Source organism: Actinocorallia sp. B10E7 (assembly GCF_039871655.1).
GTDB lineage: Bacteria > Actinomycetota > Actinomycetes > Streptosporangiales > Streptosporangiaceae > Actinocorallia.
Window position 1 is genome coordinate 351,344 of record NZ_JBDPLZ010000006.1, and the last position, 18,488, is coordinate 369,831.

Here is an 18,488-nt window from a genome sequence, read left to right on the forward strand (position 1 = left end):
GACTCCAGAAGCCATGACTGCGGTAGCCACGCCGACGGCTGCGCGACCACGCCGGGCGGCGTCCCTCGGCCTGCTCGTCTTCGCGCTCGTCGTCACCATCGCGGGCTTCGCCCAGGTGGGCCTGGTCCGGGACGGCGGCCTGCCCACCAGCATGTTCGGGTACGCGCTGGCCATCATCGCCCTGGCCGGCGTCGCCTACTTCGTGATGCAGCGGTGGACCCCCTACGCCGACCCGGTCCTGCTGCCGCTGGCGATCCTGCTCAACGGCCTCGGGCTGGCGATGATCTACCGCATCGACCAGACCACGACCACCGACTTCGCCGAGGAGCAGGCCCGCTTCGAGGCCGCCAACCCCGGCAAGGAGTACGTGCCGTTCGGCGTGGGCTCCGACATCATGGGCCAGCTGCTGTGGACGGTCCTGTCCATCGGCCTGTTCATCGCCGCCCTGATCGTCGTCAAGGAGGTCAAGGCCTTCCAGCGGTACCACTACACGCTGGGCGCGGTCGGCCTGGTCCTGCTGATGCTGCCGATGGTCCCGGTGATCGGCACCGAACTCAACGGCGCCCGGATCTGGATCAAGCTCGGACCGTTCTCCATCCAGCCCGCCGAGTTCTGCAAGATGGCCTTCGTCGTCTTCTTCGCCGCCTATCTGGTGAAGAAACGGGCGGCGCTCTCCCTGGTCCAACGCAAGATCTGGCTGCTGGAGCTGCCGCGCTCGCGCGACCTCTACCCGATCCTCGCCTTCTGGATCCTCACCCTGATGGTCCTGGCCGTGGAGAACGACTTCGGCACCGCGCTGCTGTTCTTCGGCCTGTTCGTCAGCATGATCTACATCGCCACGGGGAAGGCGTCCTGGGTCTTCATCGGCCTGAGCCTGTTCATCGGCGGCGTACTGATCATCTACGTCGGCGCCCAGCTGATCGGCATCGACCACATCAACCAGCGCGTCGAGATCTGGCTGTCGCCCGAGAACTACTTCGGCGGCGGCTGCAAGCTGCCCGACGGCACCGTCGACAACATGATCGACGCCAAGCCGACCTACGACGAGTGCATCGCGGCGGGCGGCAGCTACGCCGAGAGCGACCAGCTCATGGCCGGCCTGTACGCCATGGGCGAGGGCGGCGTGCTGGGCACCGGCCTGGGCCAGGGCCAGCCCTACCGCACCCCGCTGGCGTTCAGCGACGAGATCTTCACCTCGCTCGGCGAGGAGCTGGGCCTGACCGGCATCATGGCCCTCCTGATGCTCTACGTCCTGCTGGTGGAGCGCGGCTTCAAGGTCGCCATCGCCACCAAGGACGAGTTCGCCAAGCTCTTCGCCGGCGGGGTGTCCTTCGTCTTCGCGCTCCAGGTGTTCGTGATCACCGGCGGTGTCACCAAGCTGATCCCGTTCACCGGTCTGACCACGCCGTTCCTGTCCCAGGGCGGATCCTCGCTGCTGGCCAACTGGGTGCTGATCGCCCTCCTCATCCGGCTCAGCCACGAGGCGCGCAAGCCGGCCCCGGTGGCCATCCAGGACGAGGGCATGACGCAGATCGTCAACGTGGGGGGCCTGCGATGACCAAGATGTCGATGAACGACCAGCTCAAGCGGGTGGCGCTGGTCGGCCTGGCGCTGATCGCCATCCTGATGATCAACGCCAACTACATCCAGGCGTTCCAGGCCAAGGACCTGCAGAACCACGCGCTGAACAACCGCAAGTCCCAGGGCATCTTCCTGCGCTTCCGGGGCGACATCTACTCCTCGGACAAGATGAAGCTGGCCTTCTCCGAGCCGCTGAGCCCCGGCAACTCCAAGACGAAGTACCAGCGCAAGTACCTGAAGAACGCCGAGGTCTTCGTCCCCATCACCGGGTACTTCAGCAGCACCCTGAGCAAGGGCGGGGTGGAGCTCTCCTTCGACTCCATCCTGGACGGCCGGGACGAGCGGCAGACCGCCACCTCCTGGGTCAGGACCCTGGCCGGGGAGAAGCCGCTGGGCGGCAACGTCTACACCACGGTCGACGCCAAGGCCCAGCAGGTCGCCTACCAGCGGCTCACCGCCCAGGGCCCGATCCGCGCCGCGGCCGTCGTCATCGAGGCCGAGACCGGCGCCGTCAAGGTCGCGGCGGGTTTCCCCTCCTTCGACCCCAACACGATCGCCAGCATCCAGAAGCTCAACGAGGTCGCCGCCAACCTGAACAAGCTGACGGCGGACAAGGACCAACCGCTGGTCAACAAGGCCTACTCCGAGCTCTTCCCGCCCGGATCGTCCTTCAAGACCGTGGTGGCCGCCGCCTTCCTCTCCCAGAACGGCAACACCAAGGACACCCCGGTGCCCGCCCCCTCGCAGGTGCCGACCGGCGGCAGCAAGCCGATCACCAACAGCCACGACGACGGCATCAACTGCGGTCTGCCGCAGGCGCCGCTGATCAACACCTTCGCCGAGTCCTGCAACACCACCTACGCCCTGCTCGGCGCCGACGACCAGTACCTGGGCAACAACGCGGTGCGCCTGCAGGCGGAGAAGTTCGGCTTCTACAGCAAGATCCCGATCGAGGACGACCTGTCCGCGCCGGCGTCGGAGTACCCGCACAACGCGCAGAACCGCGACGAGATCCTGCGCGGCTCGTTCGGTCAGGGTGAGACCAAGACCAGCCCGCTGCAGATGGCGATGGTCGCGGCGGCGATCGCCAACGACGGGAACATGATGAAGCCGTACCTGGTCGACAAGGCGGTCGCCCGGGTCGAAGGCGACGGGGGCAAGCCCGAGGAGGCCGGCACCATCTACGAGGCCGACCCGAGCTCGATGGGCAAGCCGCTCAGCGGCGACTCCGCGGGTCAGCTGCAGGACATGATGCGCCAGGTGGTCGCCACCGGTACCGCCAAGAACCTGCAGGGCCGCAACATCGCGGGTAAGACCGGTACCACCGAGCTCACCGCCACCCGCGGTGGCGCCTGGTTCGTCGGGTTCGCCCCGGCCGACAAGCCCAAGTACGGCTTCGCGGTCTTCGTCGAGGGCAGCACCAGCATCTTCGGCGCCACCGCCGCCGGTCCGATCGCGGCCGACATCATCGACGCCCTGTCCAAGAAGTGATCACGTGAGATGACGGCCCTGTTCGGATCTCGCCACCGGCTGCGTGCGGAGTTCCTCTCCGACGAAGCCGCCCCGCGGCGGTTCCCGGCCGCGGCCCCGGCGTACCCGGACATCGCCCGGATCCACGGCTACGGCGGGCGGGACGACCCGTCCTGCCCGCCGCCTGAAGCCCCGCTCAGGAGCTCCCCGCCTGCCGCCCGCTCGGACGACGCGCCTTTCGGGGAGAGCAACGCCTCGGTTTCGCCCCCCGAGAGTCCGGTCACATCAGAACTGACGGAGCAGCCCCCTACGACCACCGCAAGCCCGCCTTACGACGCCGTTGGCCCGTCCGTAACGATTACCACAACGAAACTTCACATCGAACCCGATCCCGTAAGCACTACCACTCGGGCGCTAGGTTCGGGTAACAAGGTTTGACTCGGATCAAAGGAACTGCGAGACATGACACAGCCTCGGCTGCTGGGCGGCCGTTACGAGCTCGGTGCGGTCATCGGGCGCGGAGGCATGGCCGAGGTGTTCCGTGCCCGCGACCTCCGGCTCGACCGCACCGTCGCGATCAAGACCCTCCGCACCGATCTGGCCAGGGACGCCACGTTCCAGGCCAGGTTCCGGCGCGAGGCCCAGTCGGCCGCCTCACTGAACCATCCGTCGGTCATCGCGGTGTACGACACCGGCGAGGACGACTTCAACGGCCAACCCGTGCCCTACATCGTCATGGAGTACGTCGAGGGCCACACGCTGCGCGAGCTGATCCGGCCGGAGAACGGCGCGGAGCGGCGGCTGCGGCCCGAGCGCGCGCTGGAGATCGTAGACGGCATCCTGCGCGCCCTGGACTACTCCCACCGGGGCGGGATCATCCACCGGGACATCAAGCCCGCCAACGTCATGCTGACCCGCAACCACGAGGTCAAGGTGATGGACTTCGGCATCGCCCGCGCGATGTCGGACTCCGCCGCCACCATGACGGCGACCGCCCAGGTGATCGGCACCGCCCAGTACCTGTCGCCCGAGCAGGCCCGCGGCGAGCGGGTCGACGCGCGCAGCGACCTGTACTCCACCGGCTGCGTGCTCTACGAACTGCTGACCGCCCGGCCCCCCTTCCAAGGGGACTCGCCGGTCGCGATCGCCTACCAGCACGTACGGGAGGAGCCGATCCCGCCGTCCCAGATCGATCCGGAGATCCCCCAGTGGGCCGACAGGATCGTGCTGAAGGCGATGGCCAAGGACCCGGCTCACCGCTACCAGAGCGCCTCGGAGTTCCGCGCCGACATCCAGCGGGCCATGCAGGGCGTCCAGGTGGCCTCCCAGAGCACCTCGACCATGGTGGTGCCGCCGCCGATGGCCGGCACCCAGGTGATGGGCCAGGTCCCCGGCGGCCCGACCAGGGTCCAGCAGCCGGTGGGTCCGGCCACCTACGCCGGACAGGGCGGGTACGACGACCTGCCGCCCGTCCGGTATGACGAGGCCACCCAGCACGGCGGGCGGCGCCCTGCCGTCTCCGACGACGACGAGCCCGGCAAGAAGGCGCAGAAGGCCGCGTTGTGGCTGCTGCTGGCGGTCGTGGTCGTCGGTGTCTTCGCCGGCCTGGCCGTGCTGCTGACCGGCGGCGGCGGTGACGACGGCGACAAGAACACCGAGAATCTGGTGGCGATCGAGAGCGTCACGGGCATGTCCCAGAGCGAGGCCACCAGCGTCCTGCAGGGACAGGGTTTCAAGGTCGAGGCCGACAAGCAGTCCAGCGACACCGTCGCCAAGGGCAAGGTCATCAGCACCGACCCGGCCGCGGGGGAGGAGGCCGAGAAGGGCAGCACGGTCACCCTGCTCGTCTCCACCGGCAAGGAGAAGGTGACGCTCCCCGGCGGGCTGGTGAACCAGCCGTTCGAGACCGTCGAGGAACGGCTCAAGGGCTTGGGGCTGCTGGTCGAGCGGTATGAGGAGACCAGCGCCAAGGTGAAGCCGGGATCGGTCATCAGGACCGATCCGGCCCCCGGCTCGTCGGTGGCGCCGGGCGCGACGATCAAGGTCTTCGTGGCCAAGGCCGTGGAGAAGGCCCAGATGCCCGAGCTGAAGGGGATGGATCAGGCGACCGCGATCGCCGCACTCCAGAACGCCGGATTCACCAAGAAGCCGACATTCGTGGAGAAGACTCCTCCGGATGCCACCTACCCGCCGGGCACGGTCTTCTCGACCAACATCGCGCCCGGCACCGAGGTCCCGGTGACCAGCTCGATCGTGGTCTACATCGCCGCCCAGCAGGAGGTCCCGCCGACGGAGACGCCTGCGGACCCGGCCCAGCCGGACCCGGGCCTGCCGCCGGAGCAGAACGACGGGACCAACCCCTTCGCGCCGTGATCCGATCCTGAGGTGAGAACGCAGAAGAGCCCCGGGCCGAGAGGCCCGGGGCTCTTCGTTGTCATGGTCAGGGTCGGCCCGCGCGGTTCCGGGCAAACGATGAGGGCTTCCGCCACTCGGGGGCGATGGCGGAAGCCCTCATAGGGAGTTCGTCACGGAAGGACCCGTTGTTACAGATTCCGGGAAAGAACGTGAAGAAAGAGCCCCTCCCGGACGGAGTGAGTGCAGCCAGGTGCGCAGCAGGGTGTGTCCGTGCTCGCTGAGGACGGACTCGGGATGGAACTGCACGCCCTCCACCGGGGCCGTCCGGTGCCGCAGGCCCATGATCACGCCGTCGGGGGTGGTGGCGGTGACCTCCAGCTCCGCGGGGACGGTCCGGGGGTCGACGGCCAGCGAGTGGTACCGGGTGGCGCGGAACGGCGACGGCAGCCCCGCGAAGACCCCCCGCCCCCCGTGGTGGATCTCGCTGGTGTGCCCGTGGACGATCCGCGGGGCGGGCCCGACCCGCGCCCCGCACGCGTAAGCGAGCGCCTGGTGTCCGAGGCAGACGCCCAGGACGGGCGGGCCGCCGTGCCCGGCCGCGGCCAGCAGTTCCAGGCAGACGCCGGTGTCGGCGGGGTGGCCCGGACCGGGGCTGAGCAGCACCCCGTCCACGCCTGAGGCGTGCTCCAGACGTGCCTCGTCCCGGTCGAGGACCCGGCAGTCGGCGCCGAGCTCCCTCAGGTACTGGACGAGGTTGTAGACGAAACTGTCGCGGTTGTCGACGACGAGGACGCGCTCAGCCGTCCTCATGGATGGTCCCCTGGTCGAACTGGATCTGCGGCTCCACCCAGGGGAAGACGACGTACCAGAGCAGGGCCGCCAGGGCCAGGACGAGCGCCGCCGCGATCGCGGCCTTGGCGAAGGGACTCTTGGCCGGGAGGTGACGCCAGATCCACAGGTACATCGGGCTGCCTTACTTCTGGCCCCCGTCGCTGACACGGGGGAGCTGCCGGTCGAGCTCACCGAAGACGATGAGCCGCTGCGCCGCAGAATACTTGGGATGGCAGGTGGTGAGCGTGATCAGCTTCTTCTTCGGCTTCCTCCCCGGGTGGAGGGGGACCGGCGCGGTCACCTCGATCCGGGTGGGCGCGACGATCTGGAGCTTCGTCACCTTGTAGACGTACTGGGTCTTCTTGGTGTCGATCAGGATCTCGTCGCCGGCCCTGAGCCTGTCGGCCTTGTTGAAGGGCGCACTGTAGGTCGTCCGGTGGCCGGAGACCACGAAGTTGCCGATCTGGCCCGGCAGCGCCGTCTTCGCGTAGTGGCCGGGACCGCGCCGCAGATCGGCGGGCGAGGTGCCCTCGACTATCACGAACCTGTAGTCCTTGCCGAACCTGGGGATGCGGATCAGCGCCAGCCCGTCGCCGAGTCTCACCTTCTCGGTGGTGACATGGGGCGCGGCGGGCTCGGACCACTTCTGGTCCAGTTGTTCGGCGAGCGTCTCCTGGTGCGCCTGGGTGTACCGGCCGGTCCCCCACAGCTCGTAGGTCACGAACAGCAGCACGACCAGCCCGAAGGTGATGAAGAACTCGCCCAGAACCTTGATGAGTCCGCGCATCAACGAAGCCCTCTCACCTGGATCAACCTACCAGCGGCGCGCTCACCCCGCGGGGACGCTGCGCCCGCGTGCGGGAGCGATTAGAATTCGGCGGACTGGACGTTTGCGCGGGAGAGACGCGCGACCCCGCGTTCGTTGAGGAGACTACCCGTGGCCAAGTCCAAGACTCGCAAGAAGGCCGTCTACACCCCGCCCGTAAGGGCCACCGAGAAGGCAGCCGTCACTCCGCGCTGGCTGGTCCCGGTCATGCTCGCCGCTTGGCTGATCGGCCTGGGCTGGATCGCCACCTACTACGTCGCGGCCAGCACCGGCTCCGACGTGCCGCTGATCAGTGACCTGGGCAACTGGAACCTGGGCATCGGCTTCACCCTGATCATCTTCGGGGTGATCCTGTCCACCAAGTGGCGTTAGCCTTTACCCAGGTTTCGCGTGGCTCAATCCACGAATGTTTTCCACAGCCTGGGGACAACGGCTCACGTTGTCCCCAGGCTGTCTGGGTTATCCACAATCCTCAGGTCAGGGCACCTGTCCGCACCGCGATCAGCGCCAGCATCAGCACCGTGATCGCGGCGGTCGTGCCCCACTGCACCGCGTTCCGGTGCTCCCGGGGCGCGTAGGCGTACGCGAACGCCAGCAGCCCGCCGGCGACCAGCCCGCCCAGATGGCCCTGCCAGCTGATGCCGGACCACACGAAGGTGAACACCAGGTTCAGGATGATCACGAAGGCGATCGGCCTGATGTCCAGGTTCATCCGGCGGGACAACACGAAGACCGCGCCGAACAGGCCGAAGATGGCGCCGGACGCCCCCGCCGTGTTGGACAGCAGCGGCGAGGCCAGATAGACCAGCGTCGCGCCGCCCAGCGCGCTCACCGCGTACAGGGCGAGGAAACGCGCCCTGCCCAGCCACAACTCCAGGGACTGGCCCACCGCCCACAGCGCCCACATGTTGAGCAGCAGATGCGCCAGGCTGTTGTGCAGGAAGGCCGAGGTCGCCAGCCGGTAGAACTCGCCCTCGGCGACCAGCGGCGGGAACAGCCCGAAGTCGAACCGGATCCGGCCGGGATCGCCCACCCCGTACTGCAGCAGGAAGACCGCGACGTTGACCGCGATCAGCGCGTAGGTCAGCCGCGGTGAGGTGGCCACCTCACCGCCGAACCTGCCGGCGGCGTGCCGCACGTCGCGGTTGCCCGCCTTGACGCATTCCGGGCATTGGAAGCCGACCGCCGCCTCGACCATGCAGTCGGGGCAGATGGGCCGGTCGCAACGAGTACAGCGAACGTAGGTCTCACGTCCGGGGTGCCGGTAGCAGGTGGGCACCCCGGTCTCTTCCGGGGCCGGGGGAATGTCCGTCACGTCAGTACAACGGTCAGCGGCGCTCGATCGTCACCGATTCCAGCACGACGTCCTTCAGCGGACGGTCGTTCGGGCCCGTCGGGGTCTTGCCGATGGCGTCGACCACGTCCTGGCCCTCGACCACCTCGCCGAACAGGGTGTGTCCGTTGTTCAGCCACGGGGTCGGGACGGTGGTGATGAAGAACTGCGAGCCGTTGGTGCCCCGGCCGCCGCGCTTGCCCGCGTTGGCCATGGCCAGCAGGTAGGGGCGGTCGAACTTGTTCTGGGCGTGGATCTCGTCGTCGAAGTCGTAGCCGGGGCCGCCGATGCCCTTGCCCAGCGGGTCGCCGCCCTGGAGCATGAAGTTGTCGATCACACGGTGGAAGATCGTCCCGTTGTAGAGCGGGGTCTTGGAGACGACGCCGGTCTCCGGGTGCTTCCACTCACGGGTGCCCTCGGCCAGCTCCACGAAGTTGGCGACCGTGTTCGGTGCCAGCTCCGGGAACAGACGAATGACGATCTTTCCCTGGCTGGTGTTGAACGTCGCGAGTGTCTCGGCCATGGCTCCTCCTGGATGATTGTCAGCGCCGACCCAGCCATCCTGCCACGACCCCCGGGCCGCGAGTTCACATGGTGTGACGTGTGCCGGGGAAGGTGTGATGCCTCAAGCCCGGGGAAGGGAGTTTTCAGGACCGTCAGCTATTCGGGGGAGGAAACGTGTCCATGCGTCTTTCCGTTCGCAGGACGCCCAAGGGGGTCGACCGGAGGTTCCGGCTGAAAACCCGGGGCGTGACCGGGGCCATGCGGAACTCCAGCCTGCCGGGTGTGAGGAAGAGTCCGGGCATGATGGGCGTGAGGAGCCGGGGCTCCGTCGCCAGGTCCCTTGCCAAGTCCCAGGTCAGGTCCCGGGCGCGCACCGGGGCGGCACGCACGAAGGCCGGCACGTCCCGGTTGCGGACGGGGATGTACCGGACGCAGGCCGATGTGAACCAGGCTCAGACGACGGCCACCCAGGTCATCGGCTGGATGATCCCCGCCTCGATCGCGGCGCGTCGCATCGCCGCCCACCGGGTGACCGCCGCCCGCGGCTGGACGGCTCCGCGGATCGAGCGCGCCGCCGTCTACTTCAACGGCAGCATGGCGCCGAAGATCGGCTCCGCTCTGAGCGGCACCGCCGCCTGGATCGAGCCGTCCAGTCGCCGCCGCAACACCCGCAACACGATGATGGGCACCCTCGCGGCCTGCGTGGCGGGGGCCACCGTCGCGGTGATGATGACCCGGCGCCGCCACCAGATGCAGCACCTGCTGGAGCCCGAGGAGAGCCTGGAGTCGGAGCGCTACCGGCGGGAGCAGACGCTCTCGGGTTCCTACAGCCCGACCGCCCCGGGCTCCGCCTACGGCGAGACCGGCCGCGGCTCGACTCCGGGGGGCACCCGGGGAGCGGGGGGTCCGGGGACCGCGTGAGCCCCGGATGAACTGCGCTTTCGGGCTACCCGTCCTACCGGCGGGTAGCCCCTTTTTTATATGCATGTACCTTTACCCCCATGTTGAAGGATGGCGCGCGCCGGCTGGCCGGAGAGGCCGTGCACCGGGCCTACGCACTGATCCGCAGGCTGGGCGAGATCAGCCCCGCCTCCCCCGGGGGCAAACGTTTCCACCATCTGGGCGAGGGCGTGTGCATCGCCTTCCCCCAGGGCGCCATCTTCGGCGAACCCTGGATCTCGGTGGGCGCCCACACCCTCGTCGGCACGCACGTGTCCATCTCGGCGGGCTTCGTACCGGGGCTGGACCTCGGCCCCGACGTCATCGTCAAAATCGGCGAGAGCTGCTCCATCGGACGGGGCAGCCACATCGTCGGCCACCAGTCGATCGTCATCGGCGACGACGTCTTCACCGGCCCCTACGTCTACATCACCGACCAGAACCACACCTATGCGCAGATCGACGCGCCCATCGGCCGGCAGTGGCCGGAGAACAGCGCGGTCGAGATCGGTGACGGGTGCTGGCTGGGCACCGGGTCGATCATCCTGCCGGGGACGAAGCTGGGCAGGAACGTGGCCGTGGCCGGCGGCGCGGTGGTCAGGGGCGAGTTCCCCGACAACTGCGTGATCGCGGGCGTGCCGGCGAAGATGGTCCGCCGGTACGACTCCGAGGAGGGCTGGCTGCCTCCGCTGAAGAACAAGCCGCAGCTCATCACCGCGGAAGAGCTCGCCCTGCTGTCCGTGGAGGGCATGCGCGGGCTCCAGGAGCTCCAGGACAAGCTGCGCGAGGAGAACGAGGCGGACCGCGCGAGGCGGGAGCAGGCCGGCTGAGTCAGCGGCCCAGGTACTTCTTGCCGGGCTTGGGCTTCTCCCCCTCCAGGGCCGCCAGGACGTCCGTGACGGTCGCCAGGGTCAGGCCCCTGCGCCTGGCCTCCTTGAGGATGCGGGGCACGGCGTCCACGGACGTGGGGTGGATGTCGTGCATCAGGATGATCGAGCCCCGGTGCAGTCCGCGGATGGCGCGGCGGGCGACGACGGAGCTGTTCCTGTGGCGCCAGTCGTCGGTGTCCACGCTCCAGAGGATCACCGACATGTCCTTCTTCCGCGCCTCCTTCTCGACCCGCTTGTCGGTGGCTCCATACGGCGGGCGGAAGAGGGTCGGCTCGAAGCCGAGGATGCTCTTGATGATCCTGGTGGTGCCGTCCAGCTCCTGGTGCACGACCTTGCCGGGTTCGGCGGTCAGCTGCAGGTGGCGCTGGGTGTGGTTGCCGACCTCGTGCCCGTCCTCGGCCTCGCGCAGCAGGACCTCGGGGAACTGCATGGCCTGCGGGCCGATGACGAAGAACGTCACCTTCGCCTCGGCCTCGGAGAGCATCTCCAGCAGCCGTTCGGTGTCGGGTCCCGGCCCGTCGTCGAAGGTCAGGGCCACGCACTTCAGCTTCTTGCAGTCCGTCCTGGGGCGTTCGAAGGAGGCCGGGAGGGTGGGGAGCGGAGGCAGCAACTCTTCCTCAGGCGAGCGGTTCAGCTCGGCGGAGGTCCGTTCGACCCGATGGGCGTCGCTCACCGACGCCCCTGACAGCAGCATCAGTCCCGCCAGCCCGGCGACACCGATCGCCATCCTCCTGCCCCAGCGCACAGATCCCCGCATTCTTCGCGGCCACCATGACCATCGGAGTCTAGAACCCTGTCGCCACAAACGGTGAAAAAGTAAGAAAGCAAGAATGACACAGGCCGGGCCCGTAAGGGACCCGGCCTGCGCCGATCAGTCGGTGGAAACCCGCTCAGGCGGTCGTCGAACGACGCTGGCGATACGGACGGTCACCGCCGCCGGACCCGCTGCCGCTGCCGCCGCCGTTGCCGCCGCCGGTGTGCCGGCTCGAGCCCCGGTAGGGAGGACGGCCGCCGCCCTCCCGGTCGTTGCGCTCCCGGTAGGGGCGGCCGCCGCCGCGGTTGCCGTCGCCGTTGTAGGAACCGGTGCCGGTGCCGGTACCGGTGCCGCCGCCTTCGAAGCCGCCCTCACGGCCGCCCCGGTAGGGACGGCGCCCGCCCTCGGCGGAGCCGCCTCCCTCACCGTCACGGAAACGGCGGGGACCGCCTCCGCCCCTGCGGGGGCCGCCGCGGCCGCCGAAGCCGCCGCCCTGGCGCCGCGCGGAGCGCTTCTCCTGCTCGGGGATGATCGGCTCGGGGATGGGCTCTCCGGACGGCTCACGCGCGCCGGTCAGCGCGACCAGCGCCGGGTCCATCGAGGTCACCTTGACGCGCTCGGCCTGGATGCCGGCGCGGCGCATCATCGAGGTGGTCGCCCGCACCTGGTGGGAGAGGACCATCGTGACGACGGTGCCCTTCTCCCCCGCCCGGGCGGTGCGGCCGGCACGGTGCATGTAGTCCTTGTGGTCGGCCGGCGGGTCGACGTGCAGCACCAGGGTGACGTCGTCCACGTGGATGCCGCGCGCGGCGACGTCCGTGGCGACCAGGACGCTGATGCGGCCCTCGCGGAACTCCGCCAGCGTGCGGGTGCGCAGGTTCTGCGACTTGCCGCCGTGCAGGCCCGCCGCGCGCACGCCGACCGAGGTGAGCTGCTTGGCGATCCGGTCGACGCCGTGCTTGGTGCGGGCGAACAGGATCGTCCGGCCCGCCCGGTTGGCGATCTCGGCGGTGATGGTGTTCTTCTCCTTCGGCGGGACCAGGAGAAGGTGGTGCTCCATCGTGTCGACCGTGTCGTCGATCTCGCTGAGCGCGTGGGTGACCGGGTCGTTGAGGTACTTGTTGACCAGGACGTCGACCTCGCGGTCGAGGGTGGCCGAGAACAGCATGCGCTGCCCGCCGGGCCGGACCTCGTTCAGGATGTCGGTGACGTCCGGCAGGAAGCCCATGTCGGCCATGTGGTCGGCCTCGTCCAGCACCGCGATGCGCACGTCCGACAGGTCGCAGGCGCCCTGGCGCATGAGGTCCTTGAGGCGGCCGGGGGTGGCCACCAGGATCTCGACGCCGCGGCGCAGCGCGTCGATCTGGCGGGGCATCGAGGTCTGGCCGATGACCGTCTTCATCCGCAGGCCGACGGCGCGGCCGAGCGGCTCCAGGTTGGTCTGCACCTGCTGGGCCAGCTCGCGGGTGGGCACCAGGATCAGGCCGAGCGGCTTCTTGGGCCGGGCCTGCTGGTGGGCGAGCAGGGTGAGCAGGGGCAGGCCGAAGCCGAGGGTCTTGCCCGAGCCGGTCTTACCGCGGCCCAGGATGTCCCGTCCGGCGAGCGCGTCGGGGATCGAGGCGGCCTGGATGGGGAAGGGGTGGGTGATGCCGTTGCGGGCGAGGGAGTCGACCAGCGCGGCGGGCAGGCCCAGTTCCGCGAAGGAGGGCAGGTTCTCTTCTTCCGTGGCGGGGGTGGACAGGGCAGGGGATACGTCTGACACGTACAGCCTTCCGAGAGGGGGGCACGTCTCGGGAGGCCCCTTGTGCCGACGGCACACGAATGAAGAGGGGTCGCTGCAAGGACGAGCCCGGCGGCCGACGAGCGGCACACCGTGAAATGGGTGAACACTGAACTAACGTCGAGAAAACAGGGTTTTATGCCTTTGTTTTCTACAACAGCTCTTCAGCATACCTGCCCTCGCCCCGAGACTAGGACCCCTCGTCCTTCCGCGCCGCCTTGGCCCGCCGGGCGATCAACGTCTCCACCTGCCCGTTCAGCTTGGCGCCCAGCGGCCAGCCCACATAGTGAGTGAGGAAGATGACGATCTCCCGCAGCTCACCGGCGTCGAGTTCGCCGTTGTCGAGGGCGGCCGGGAGCTGGAGGTCCAGCACGTCGTTGAGGCCGCGCCCGGCCAGCAGGCCGATGAGCAGCAGCCTGCGGTCGCGCATGGACAGGCCCTCGCGGGTCCAGATCTCGGCGAAGAGGTGGTCGACGGTGTAGCCGAAGAAGTCGTCGCCCGGGCTGTCGGTGACATCGAAGCCGTAGACCTCGGTCATCTTCCGCAGGCCGAGTTCACGCCTGTCGTTCACGGGGCACTCCCAGGGATTCGGGCAGGAGGTCGGCGGCCAGCGCGGTCAGCGGGGTCTCGACGCCCAGCTCGCCGGCGAGTTCCAGGGCCAGGGCGAGGTCCTTGTCGCCCAGGGCGAGGACATGCGCGTAGACGTCGTGCAGGGGGTCGTCGGGGGACAGCGGACCGGTCTCGGACCTGAGCATGATCGAACCGGGGCCGCCGGTGATCGCGTCGCTGTGCCGCACCACCCGGGCCAGCCTGCGCAGCGAGACCCCGGCGGCCTCGGCCAGGCGCTGGGCCTCCCCCGCCGCGGTGAAGGCCACGAAGTGCAGCAGGTTGCGGGCGAGCTTGGCGTGGGTGCCCGCGCCGACCGGGCCCATGTGCACGACGAGCCCGGCCCAGGGGGAGAAGGCCTCCTGGCAGCGGGCGAAGGCCTGCTCGGAGCCGCCGACCATGGCGGCGAGGGTGCCCTGGTGCGCGCCGAGGAAGCTGCCGCTGACGGGGGCGTCCACGATCTCCACGCCGTGCGGCTCGGCCTCGGCGGCCAGGTCGACCGCGGTCCCGGCGCGGATCGTGGAGTGGATCGCGATGACCGACCCGGGGGAGAGCAGGGGGAGGAGGACGGCGCAGACCTCCCTGACCTGGGCGTCGTCGCGGACCATCAGCTCGACGAGCCCGGCCTCGGCGAGGTCCTCCAGGGTCCGGGCCGCCTTGGCGCCCTTGTCCACCAGCTCCCGTACCGCCTCGGGCCGTACGTCGTGAACGATCACACCGCGTTCCACCAGGTGCCCGGCCATCGGGGCGCCCATCTGGCCCAGGCCGACGAAACCGATCATCGAAAGAGCACCTCGCCGGGACCGGGGACAGGAGACCGTGCAGACCAAACGATTGTTTTGGACACCTGTCCAGATTACAGTCCGGTACCGGATCCGGCGCAAGAGGAGAGACCCCGGAAATCAACACTCGCCGGACGGGCCGCCGTCCGGCGCACCGCGGCGGGGAAGCAGGATCCGGAAGACCGTGTCCCCCGGGACGCCGACGAGCTCGACGCGGCCGCCGTGGGCGGTGACGATGCCGTGCACGATGGCCAGACCCAGACCGGTGCCGCCGGAGCTGCGGGCGCGGGAGCGGTCAGCGCGGACGAACCGGTCGAAGATCTCGGGTTGGAGGTCCACGGGGACGCCGGGACCGTCGTCGTGGACCTCCACGACGGCCTGGTCCGCGGTCGCGGACAGGCGGACGGTGACCGTGGTGCCGGGCGGGGTGTGCACGCGGGCGTTGGCCAGAAGGTTGGCGATCGCCTGGTGCAGACGGCTCTCGTCGCCCCGGATCAGCAGGGGCTCCTCGGGGAGCTCCATCCGCCAGCGGTGGCCGGGCCCCGCGACCCGGGCGTCGCTGGTGGCGTCCAGGACGAGCCTGGTCAGGTCGACGGGCTCGTCCGCGAGGGGACGGCCCGTGTCCAGGCGGGCCAGGAGTAGCAGGTCGTCCACGAGATGGCCCATCCGTGCGGACTCGGCCTCGATCCGCCGCAACGCGTGGACGACGTCGTCGGAGACCTCGCCGCCGGTACGGCCGGACGGAGAGGAGATCTCCCGCAGCGCGAGCTCGGCATGGCCGCGGATCGTCGCGACGGGGGTGCGCAGCTCGTGGCTGGCGTCGGCGGCGAAACGCCGCAGCCGCTCCTGACTGGCCTGCCTGCGGCTGAGCGAGTCCTCCACGTGCTGGAGCATCCGGTTGAACGCCGCCCCTAGCCGGGCCACCTCCGTGGCGGACCCGGTCTCGGGAACGCCCTGCGGCAGCGCGACCTCGCCGCCGGAGAGCGGCAGTTCAGCGACCCTGGAGGCGACCGTCGCCACCCGCCTCAGCGGACGGAGCGCGAACCGCACCCAGAACGCCCCCGCGGCCCCGGCCGCCGCCAGCACGACGGTGAAGACGGTCAGCTCGACCAGCGCCAGCCGCCGGACGGTGCCCTCCAGATCGTGCACCGGAAGCCCGGTGACCATGACGTCGCCGTCACGCCCCTTGAACGCCCTCACCCGGTAGTGGTCGAGCGTGGAGAACTCGACCGTCCGTGCCTGGCCGCCCGGCGTGAGCCCGGTGAGCGTCCGGCTGTCCCCGGCCGTGAGCGAGACCGGCTCGGCGCCGCGCCCCTTGACGATCGCCACGTGGACGATCTCGCCGTCCACCAGCCGGGCCCCGAGGGTGCCTTCGGCCTCGCCGCGGGTGTCCGAAGAGAGCCCGTACTCCCGTCTCTCCTCGGCCCCGTGTTCCAGCGTCGCCGCGAAACGGCCGCCGTCCGCCGCGAGCTGGTCGTCCAGCCGCCCGGTCAGAAAGTGGTTCAGCCCCGCCGCGGTCGCCACGCCCACCGTCAGCGAGCTGAGCGCCAGCAGCAGCACCAGACCCAGGGTCAGGCGGGCCCACAGCGACCTCACCGCGCACCCGGCCGGAGCACGTAGCCGACCCCGCGCACCGTGTGGATCATCGGGGCGCGTCCGGCGTCGATCTTCTTGCGCAGGTAGCTGATGTAGAGCTCGACCACATGGGCCTGCCCTCCGAAGTCGTAGCTCCAGACGTGGTCGAGGATCTGGGCCTTGCTCAGTACCCGGCGCGGATGGCGCATGAGGAAGCGCAGCAGCTCGAACTCGGTGGGCGTCAACTCCACCGGCTCGCCGCCGCGTGCCACCTCGCGCGCGTCCTCGTCGAGTTCCAGGTCGCCGACCTTCAGCAGCCCGGGACGCTCCGTCCGGCGGGTGACGCCCGCGCGGCGCACCAGTCCGTGCAGCCGGGCCAGGACCTCTTCGAGGCTGAACGGCTTGGTGACGTAGTCGTCCCCGCCCGCGGTGAGGCCCGCGATCCTGTCCTCGACCGCGTCCCGCGCGGTGAGGAACAGCACACATACCTCGGGAGAGAGGGCACGCAACCGGCTGAGGACGGCGAACCCGTCCAGGTCCGGCAGCATCATGTCGAGGATCACCGCGTCGGGCCGGAACTCGCGGGCCAGCTCCAGCGCCGCCCTCCCGTCGGCGGCGGCGGCCACCGCCCAGCCCTCCGACCGCAACATCCGAGACAGGACATCCGTGATGTCCGGTTCGTCATCGACGACCAGCACCCGGACGGGACCGCCGTCGGCGCGCTGCGGGCCGGACGGGCCGGACGGGCCGGGAGAAAGGTCGTTACTCGCCATGGTGTGCCCAGCCTGCTCCTCGAACCTCTGAATTCCCTCTGAGAATCCGCTGGAACCCCGCGGAACACCCCTTTTCAGAGGGATCACAGAAGTTCATGGCGTCGGATGGCCGGAGCCGACGACCCGGGAGGCCGCCATGACCGCTCTCGCCCCTCAACCCACCACCGCCCCGCGGGCCGGCCATGCGCCCCCGCGGTTCGCGGCCCTCCTGCCCGGGCCGGTGGCCGGGCTCGGCGCCCTGGCCGTCCTGCTGCTGTGGTGGCGGACCACCCCCTCGGTGATCGGCCCGGCGGGCTGGCTCACCGAGAGCGGCCGGATCACCGGGCTGCTGGCCGGCTACGGCGCGGCCGTCCTGCTCCTGCTCATGGCCCGGATCCCCGTGCTGGAACACCACGTGGGCACCGACCGGCTGGCCCGTTGGCACGCGATGGCCGGCCGCTACACGGTCGGCCTCGCCCTCGCGCACACCCTGACGATCCTCTGGGGCTACACGCTGACCTCGCGGACCGACCCGGTCACCCAGACGGTGGACGTCCTCCACTACCCGGAGATGCTCAAAGGCACCCTGGGGTTCCTGCTGATGCTGCTGGTCGGCGCCACCTCGGCGCGGGCGGCCCGGCGCAGGCTGCCCTACGAGGCGTGGCACCTGATCCACATGAGTTCTTATCTGGCGGTCTTCGCCGCCTTCTCGCACCAGCTGGTCCTCGGTGCCCAGTTCGTCGCCTCCCCCCTCGCCCGGGTGTTCTGGTACGCGCTGTACCTCTCGGCCGCGGCGCTCCTCGCCTGGTACCGGTTCCTGACGCCCATCGTCATCGCCTTCCGGCACCGGATGCGGGTGGCGGAGGTCCGGGTGGAGAGCCCCGGCGTCGTGTCGGTGTACGTGACCGGACGGAGGCTCGACGAGCTCGGCGCCCGCGCCGGCCAGTTCTTCCGCTGGAGGTTCCTGGCGCCCGACCTGTGGTGGGCCGCCAATCCCTACTCGCTGTCGGCCGCGCCCCGACCGGACCTGCTGCGGATCACCGTGAAGGCGGCCGGCCGCCACAGCGCGGCGCTGGCGGACCTGCGGCCCGGCACCCGGATCTGGGCGGAGGGCCCCTACGGAGCCCTCACCGCGGACCGGATGGAGAGCGGCCGCGCCCTGCTGCTGGGCGGCGGAGTCGGCATCACCCCGCTGCGCGCCCTGTTCGAGACGCTCCCCGGCGACCTCACGCTGGTCTACCTGGCCCGTACCCCCGAGGACCTGGCCCTGCGCGAAGAACTCGAAGCCCTCGCCGCGGCCCGGGGAGCGCGAGCCGTCTTCTTCGTCGACGAGCCCGCCGGGCACCGGCTGCCGCTCACCGCGAGCTCGCTGCGGCGGGTGGTGCCCGACCTGCCCACCCGGGACGTGTACCTGTGCGGTCCGCCCGGCATGGCGCGGGCGGCACGGACCGCGCTGCGCGAAGCCGGAGTCCCCCGCCATCGGATCCATCACGAGTCCTTCGAATTCTGA

18 protein-coding genes are annotated in these 18,488 nt (G+C 69.8%); 7 read left to right on the forward strand and 11 right to left on the reverse strand.

Annotated elements, in window-relative coordinates:
* Positions 1 to 13 precede the first annotated feature (13 nt).
* The 3 genes from ABGB12_RS23380 to pknB all read left to right on the forward strand — a co-directional run bounded on the left by ABGB12_RS23380 (position 14) and on the right by pknB (position 5,424).
* Positions 14 to 1,558: an FtsW/RodA/SpoVE family cell cycle protein gene (locus ABGB12_RS23380; RefSeq protein ID WP_347681331.1), complete on the forward strand. Its 1,545-nt coding sequence runs from the start codon at positions 14 to 16 to the stop codon at positions 1,556 to 1,558.
* Positions 1,555 to 3,072: a penicillin-binding transpeptidase domain-containing protein gene (locus ABGB12_RS23385; RefSeq protein ID WP_347681333.1), complete on the forward strand. Its 1,518-nt coding sequence runs from the start codon at positions 1,555 to 1,557 to the stop codon at positions 3,070 to 3,072. Before ABGB12_RS23380 ends, ABGB12_RS23385 begins: the two co-directional genes overlap by 4 nt.
* A gap of 441 nt (positions 3,073 to 3,513) precedes the next feature.
* On the forward strand, positions 3,514 to 5,424 hold the full coding sequence (gene pknB / locus ABGB12_RS23390) for a Stk1 family PASTA domain-containing Ser/Thr kinase (RefSeq protein WP_347681335.1): 1,911 nt from the start codon (positions 3,514 to 3,516) through the stop codon (positions 5,422 to 5,424).
* Between the two features lie 138 nt (positions 5,425 to 5,562).
* Here the strand turns inward: pknB and ABGB12_RS23395 are convergent, their stop codons facing one another.
* Genes ABGB12_RS23395 through ABGB12_RS23405 form a run of 3 tightly spaced genes read right to left on the reverse strand, consistent with a single transcriptional unit; the run spans position 5,563 to position 7,024 of the window.
* Positions 5,563 to 6,216, reverse strand: coding sequence for an aminodeoxychorismate/anthranilate synthase component II (locus tag ABGB12_RS23395; RefSeq protein ID WP_347681337.1), 654 nt, complete (start codon positions 6,214 to 6,216; stop codon positions 5,563 to 5,565).
* A complete protein-coding gene (locus ABGB12_RS23400; protein WP_347681339.1) occupies positions 6,203 to 6,370 on the reverse strand; it encodes a hypothetical protein in 168 nt (55 codons plus the stop codon). Before ABGB12_RS23400 ends, ABGB12_RS23395 begins: the two co-directional genes overlap by 14 nt.
* 9 nt (positions 6,371 to 6,379) lie before the next feature.
* Positions 6,380 to 7,024, reverse strand: coding sequence for a class E sortase (locus ABGB12_RS23405; protein ID WP_347681341.1), 645 nt, complete (start codon positions 7,022 to 7,024; stop codon positions 6,380 to 6,382).
* A gap of 150 nt (positions 7,025 to 7,174) precedes the next feature.
* On the opposite strand from ABGB12_RS23405, the gene ABGB12_RS23410 reads away from it, so the two are divergent.
* On the forward strand, positions 7,175 to 7,435 hold the full coding sequence (locus ABGB12_RS23410) for a cell division protein CrgA (protein WP_347681343.1): 261 nt from the start codon (positions 7,175 to 7,177) through the stop codon (positions 7,433 to 7,435).
* A gap of 100 nt (positions 7,436 to 7,535) precedes the next feature.
* Here the strand turns inward: ABGB12_RS23410 and ABGB12_RS23415 are convergent, their stop codons facing one another.
* Positions 7,536 to 8,378, reverse strand: a complete 843-nt coding sequence (locus ABGB12_RS23415) for a rhomboid family intramembrane serine protease (protein ID WP_347681345.1) — start codon at positions 8,376 to 8,378, stop codon at positions 7,536 to 7,538.
* A gap of 13 nt (positions 8,379 to 8,391) precedes the next feature.
* Complete coding sequence (locus ABGB12_RS23420; RefSeq protein ID WP_347681347.1) at positions 8,392 to 8,919, reverse strand: peptidylprolyl isomerase; 528 nt, start codon at positions 8,917 to 8,919, stop codon at positions 8,392 to 8,394.
* A gap of 263 nt (positions 8,920 to 9,182) precedes the next feature.
* Between ABGB12_RS23420 and ABGB12_RS23425 the strand changes: the two genes are divergently transcribed.
* Together ABGB12_RS23425 and ABGB12_RS23430 are read left to right on the forward strand one after the other, a co-directional pair.
* Positions 9,183 to 9,821 (forward strand): hypothetical protein, encoded by a 639-nt coding sequence (locus ABGB12_RS23425; protein WP_347681349.1) that lies wholly within the window; start codon positions 9,183 to 9,185, stop codon positions 9,819 to 9,821.
* 80 nt (positions 9,822 to 9,901) lie between these two features.
* Positions 9,902 to 10,669, forward strand: a complete 768-nt coding sequence (locus ABGB12_RS23430; protein ID WP_347681351.1) for an acyltransferase — start codon at positions 9,902 to 9,904, stop codon at positions 10,667 to 10,669.
* A gap of 1 nt (position 10,670) precedes the next feature.
* Here ABGB12_RS23430 and ABGB12_RS23435 read toward each other — a convergent pair whose 3' ends face one another.
* From ABGB12_RS23435 to ABGB12_RS23460, 6 genes are all read right to left on the reverse strand, one after another.
* Entirely contained in the window at positions 10,671 to 11,456 is a 786-nt protein-coding gene (locus tag ABGB12_RS23435; RefSeq protein ID WP_347681353.1) for a polysaccharide deacetylase family protein, read from the reverse strand.
* Between the two features lie 163 nt (positions 11,457 to 11,619).
* Positions 11,620 to 13,245, reverse strand: a complete 1,626-nt coding sequence (locus ABGB12_RS23440; protein ID WP_347681355.1) for a DEAD/DEAH box helicase — start codon at positions 13,243 to 13,245, stop codon at positions 11,620 to 11,622.
* 208 nt (positions 13,246 to 13,453) lie between these two features.
* Positions 13,454 to 13,834: a carboxymuconolactone decarboxylase family protein gene (locus ABGB12_RS23445; RefSeq protein WP_347681357.1), complete on the reverse strand. Its 381-nt coding sequence runs from the start codon at positions 13,832 to 13,834 to the stop codon at positions 13,454 to 13,456.
* Positions 13,818 to 14,651: an NAD(P)-dependent oxidoreductase gene (locus tag ABGB12_RS23450; RefSeq protein ID WP_347681359.1), complete on the reverse strand. Its 834-nt coding sequence runs from the start codon at positions 14,649 to 14,651 to the stop codon at positions 13,818 to 13,820. Before ABGB12_RS23450 ends, ABGB12_RS23445 begins: the two co-directional genes overlap by 17 nt.
* 120 nt (positions 14,652 to 14,771) lie before the next feature.
* The gene (locus ABGB12_RS23455) at positions 14,772 to 16,247 is read right to left on the reverse strand and encodes a HAMP domain-containing sensor histidine kinase (protein ID WP_347681361.1); all 1,476 of its coding nucleotides are present in this window, start codon (positions 16,245 to 16,247) and stop codon (positions 14,772 to 14,774) included.
* On the reverse strand, positions 16,244 to 16,999 hold the full coding sequence (locus ABGB12_RS23460; RefSeq protein ID WP_347681363.1) for a response regulator transcription factor: 756 nt from the start codon (positions 16,997 to 16,999) through the stop codon (positions 16,244 to 16,246). Before ABGB12_RS23460 ends, ABGB12_RS23455 begins: the two co-directional genes overlap by 4 nt.
* Positions 17,000 to 17,135: 136 nt before the next feature.
* Between ABGB12_RS23460 and ABGB12_RS23465 the strand changes: the two genes are divergently transcribed.
* Positions 17,136 to 18,488: a ferredoxin reductase family protein gene (locus ABGB12_RS23465; RefSeq protein WP_347681365.1), complete on the forward strand. Its 1,353-nt coding sequence runs from the start codon at positions 17,136 to 17,138 to the stop codon at positions 18,486 to 18,488.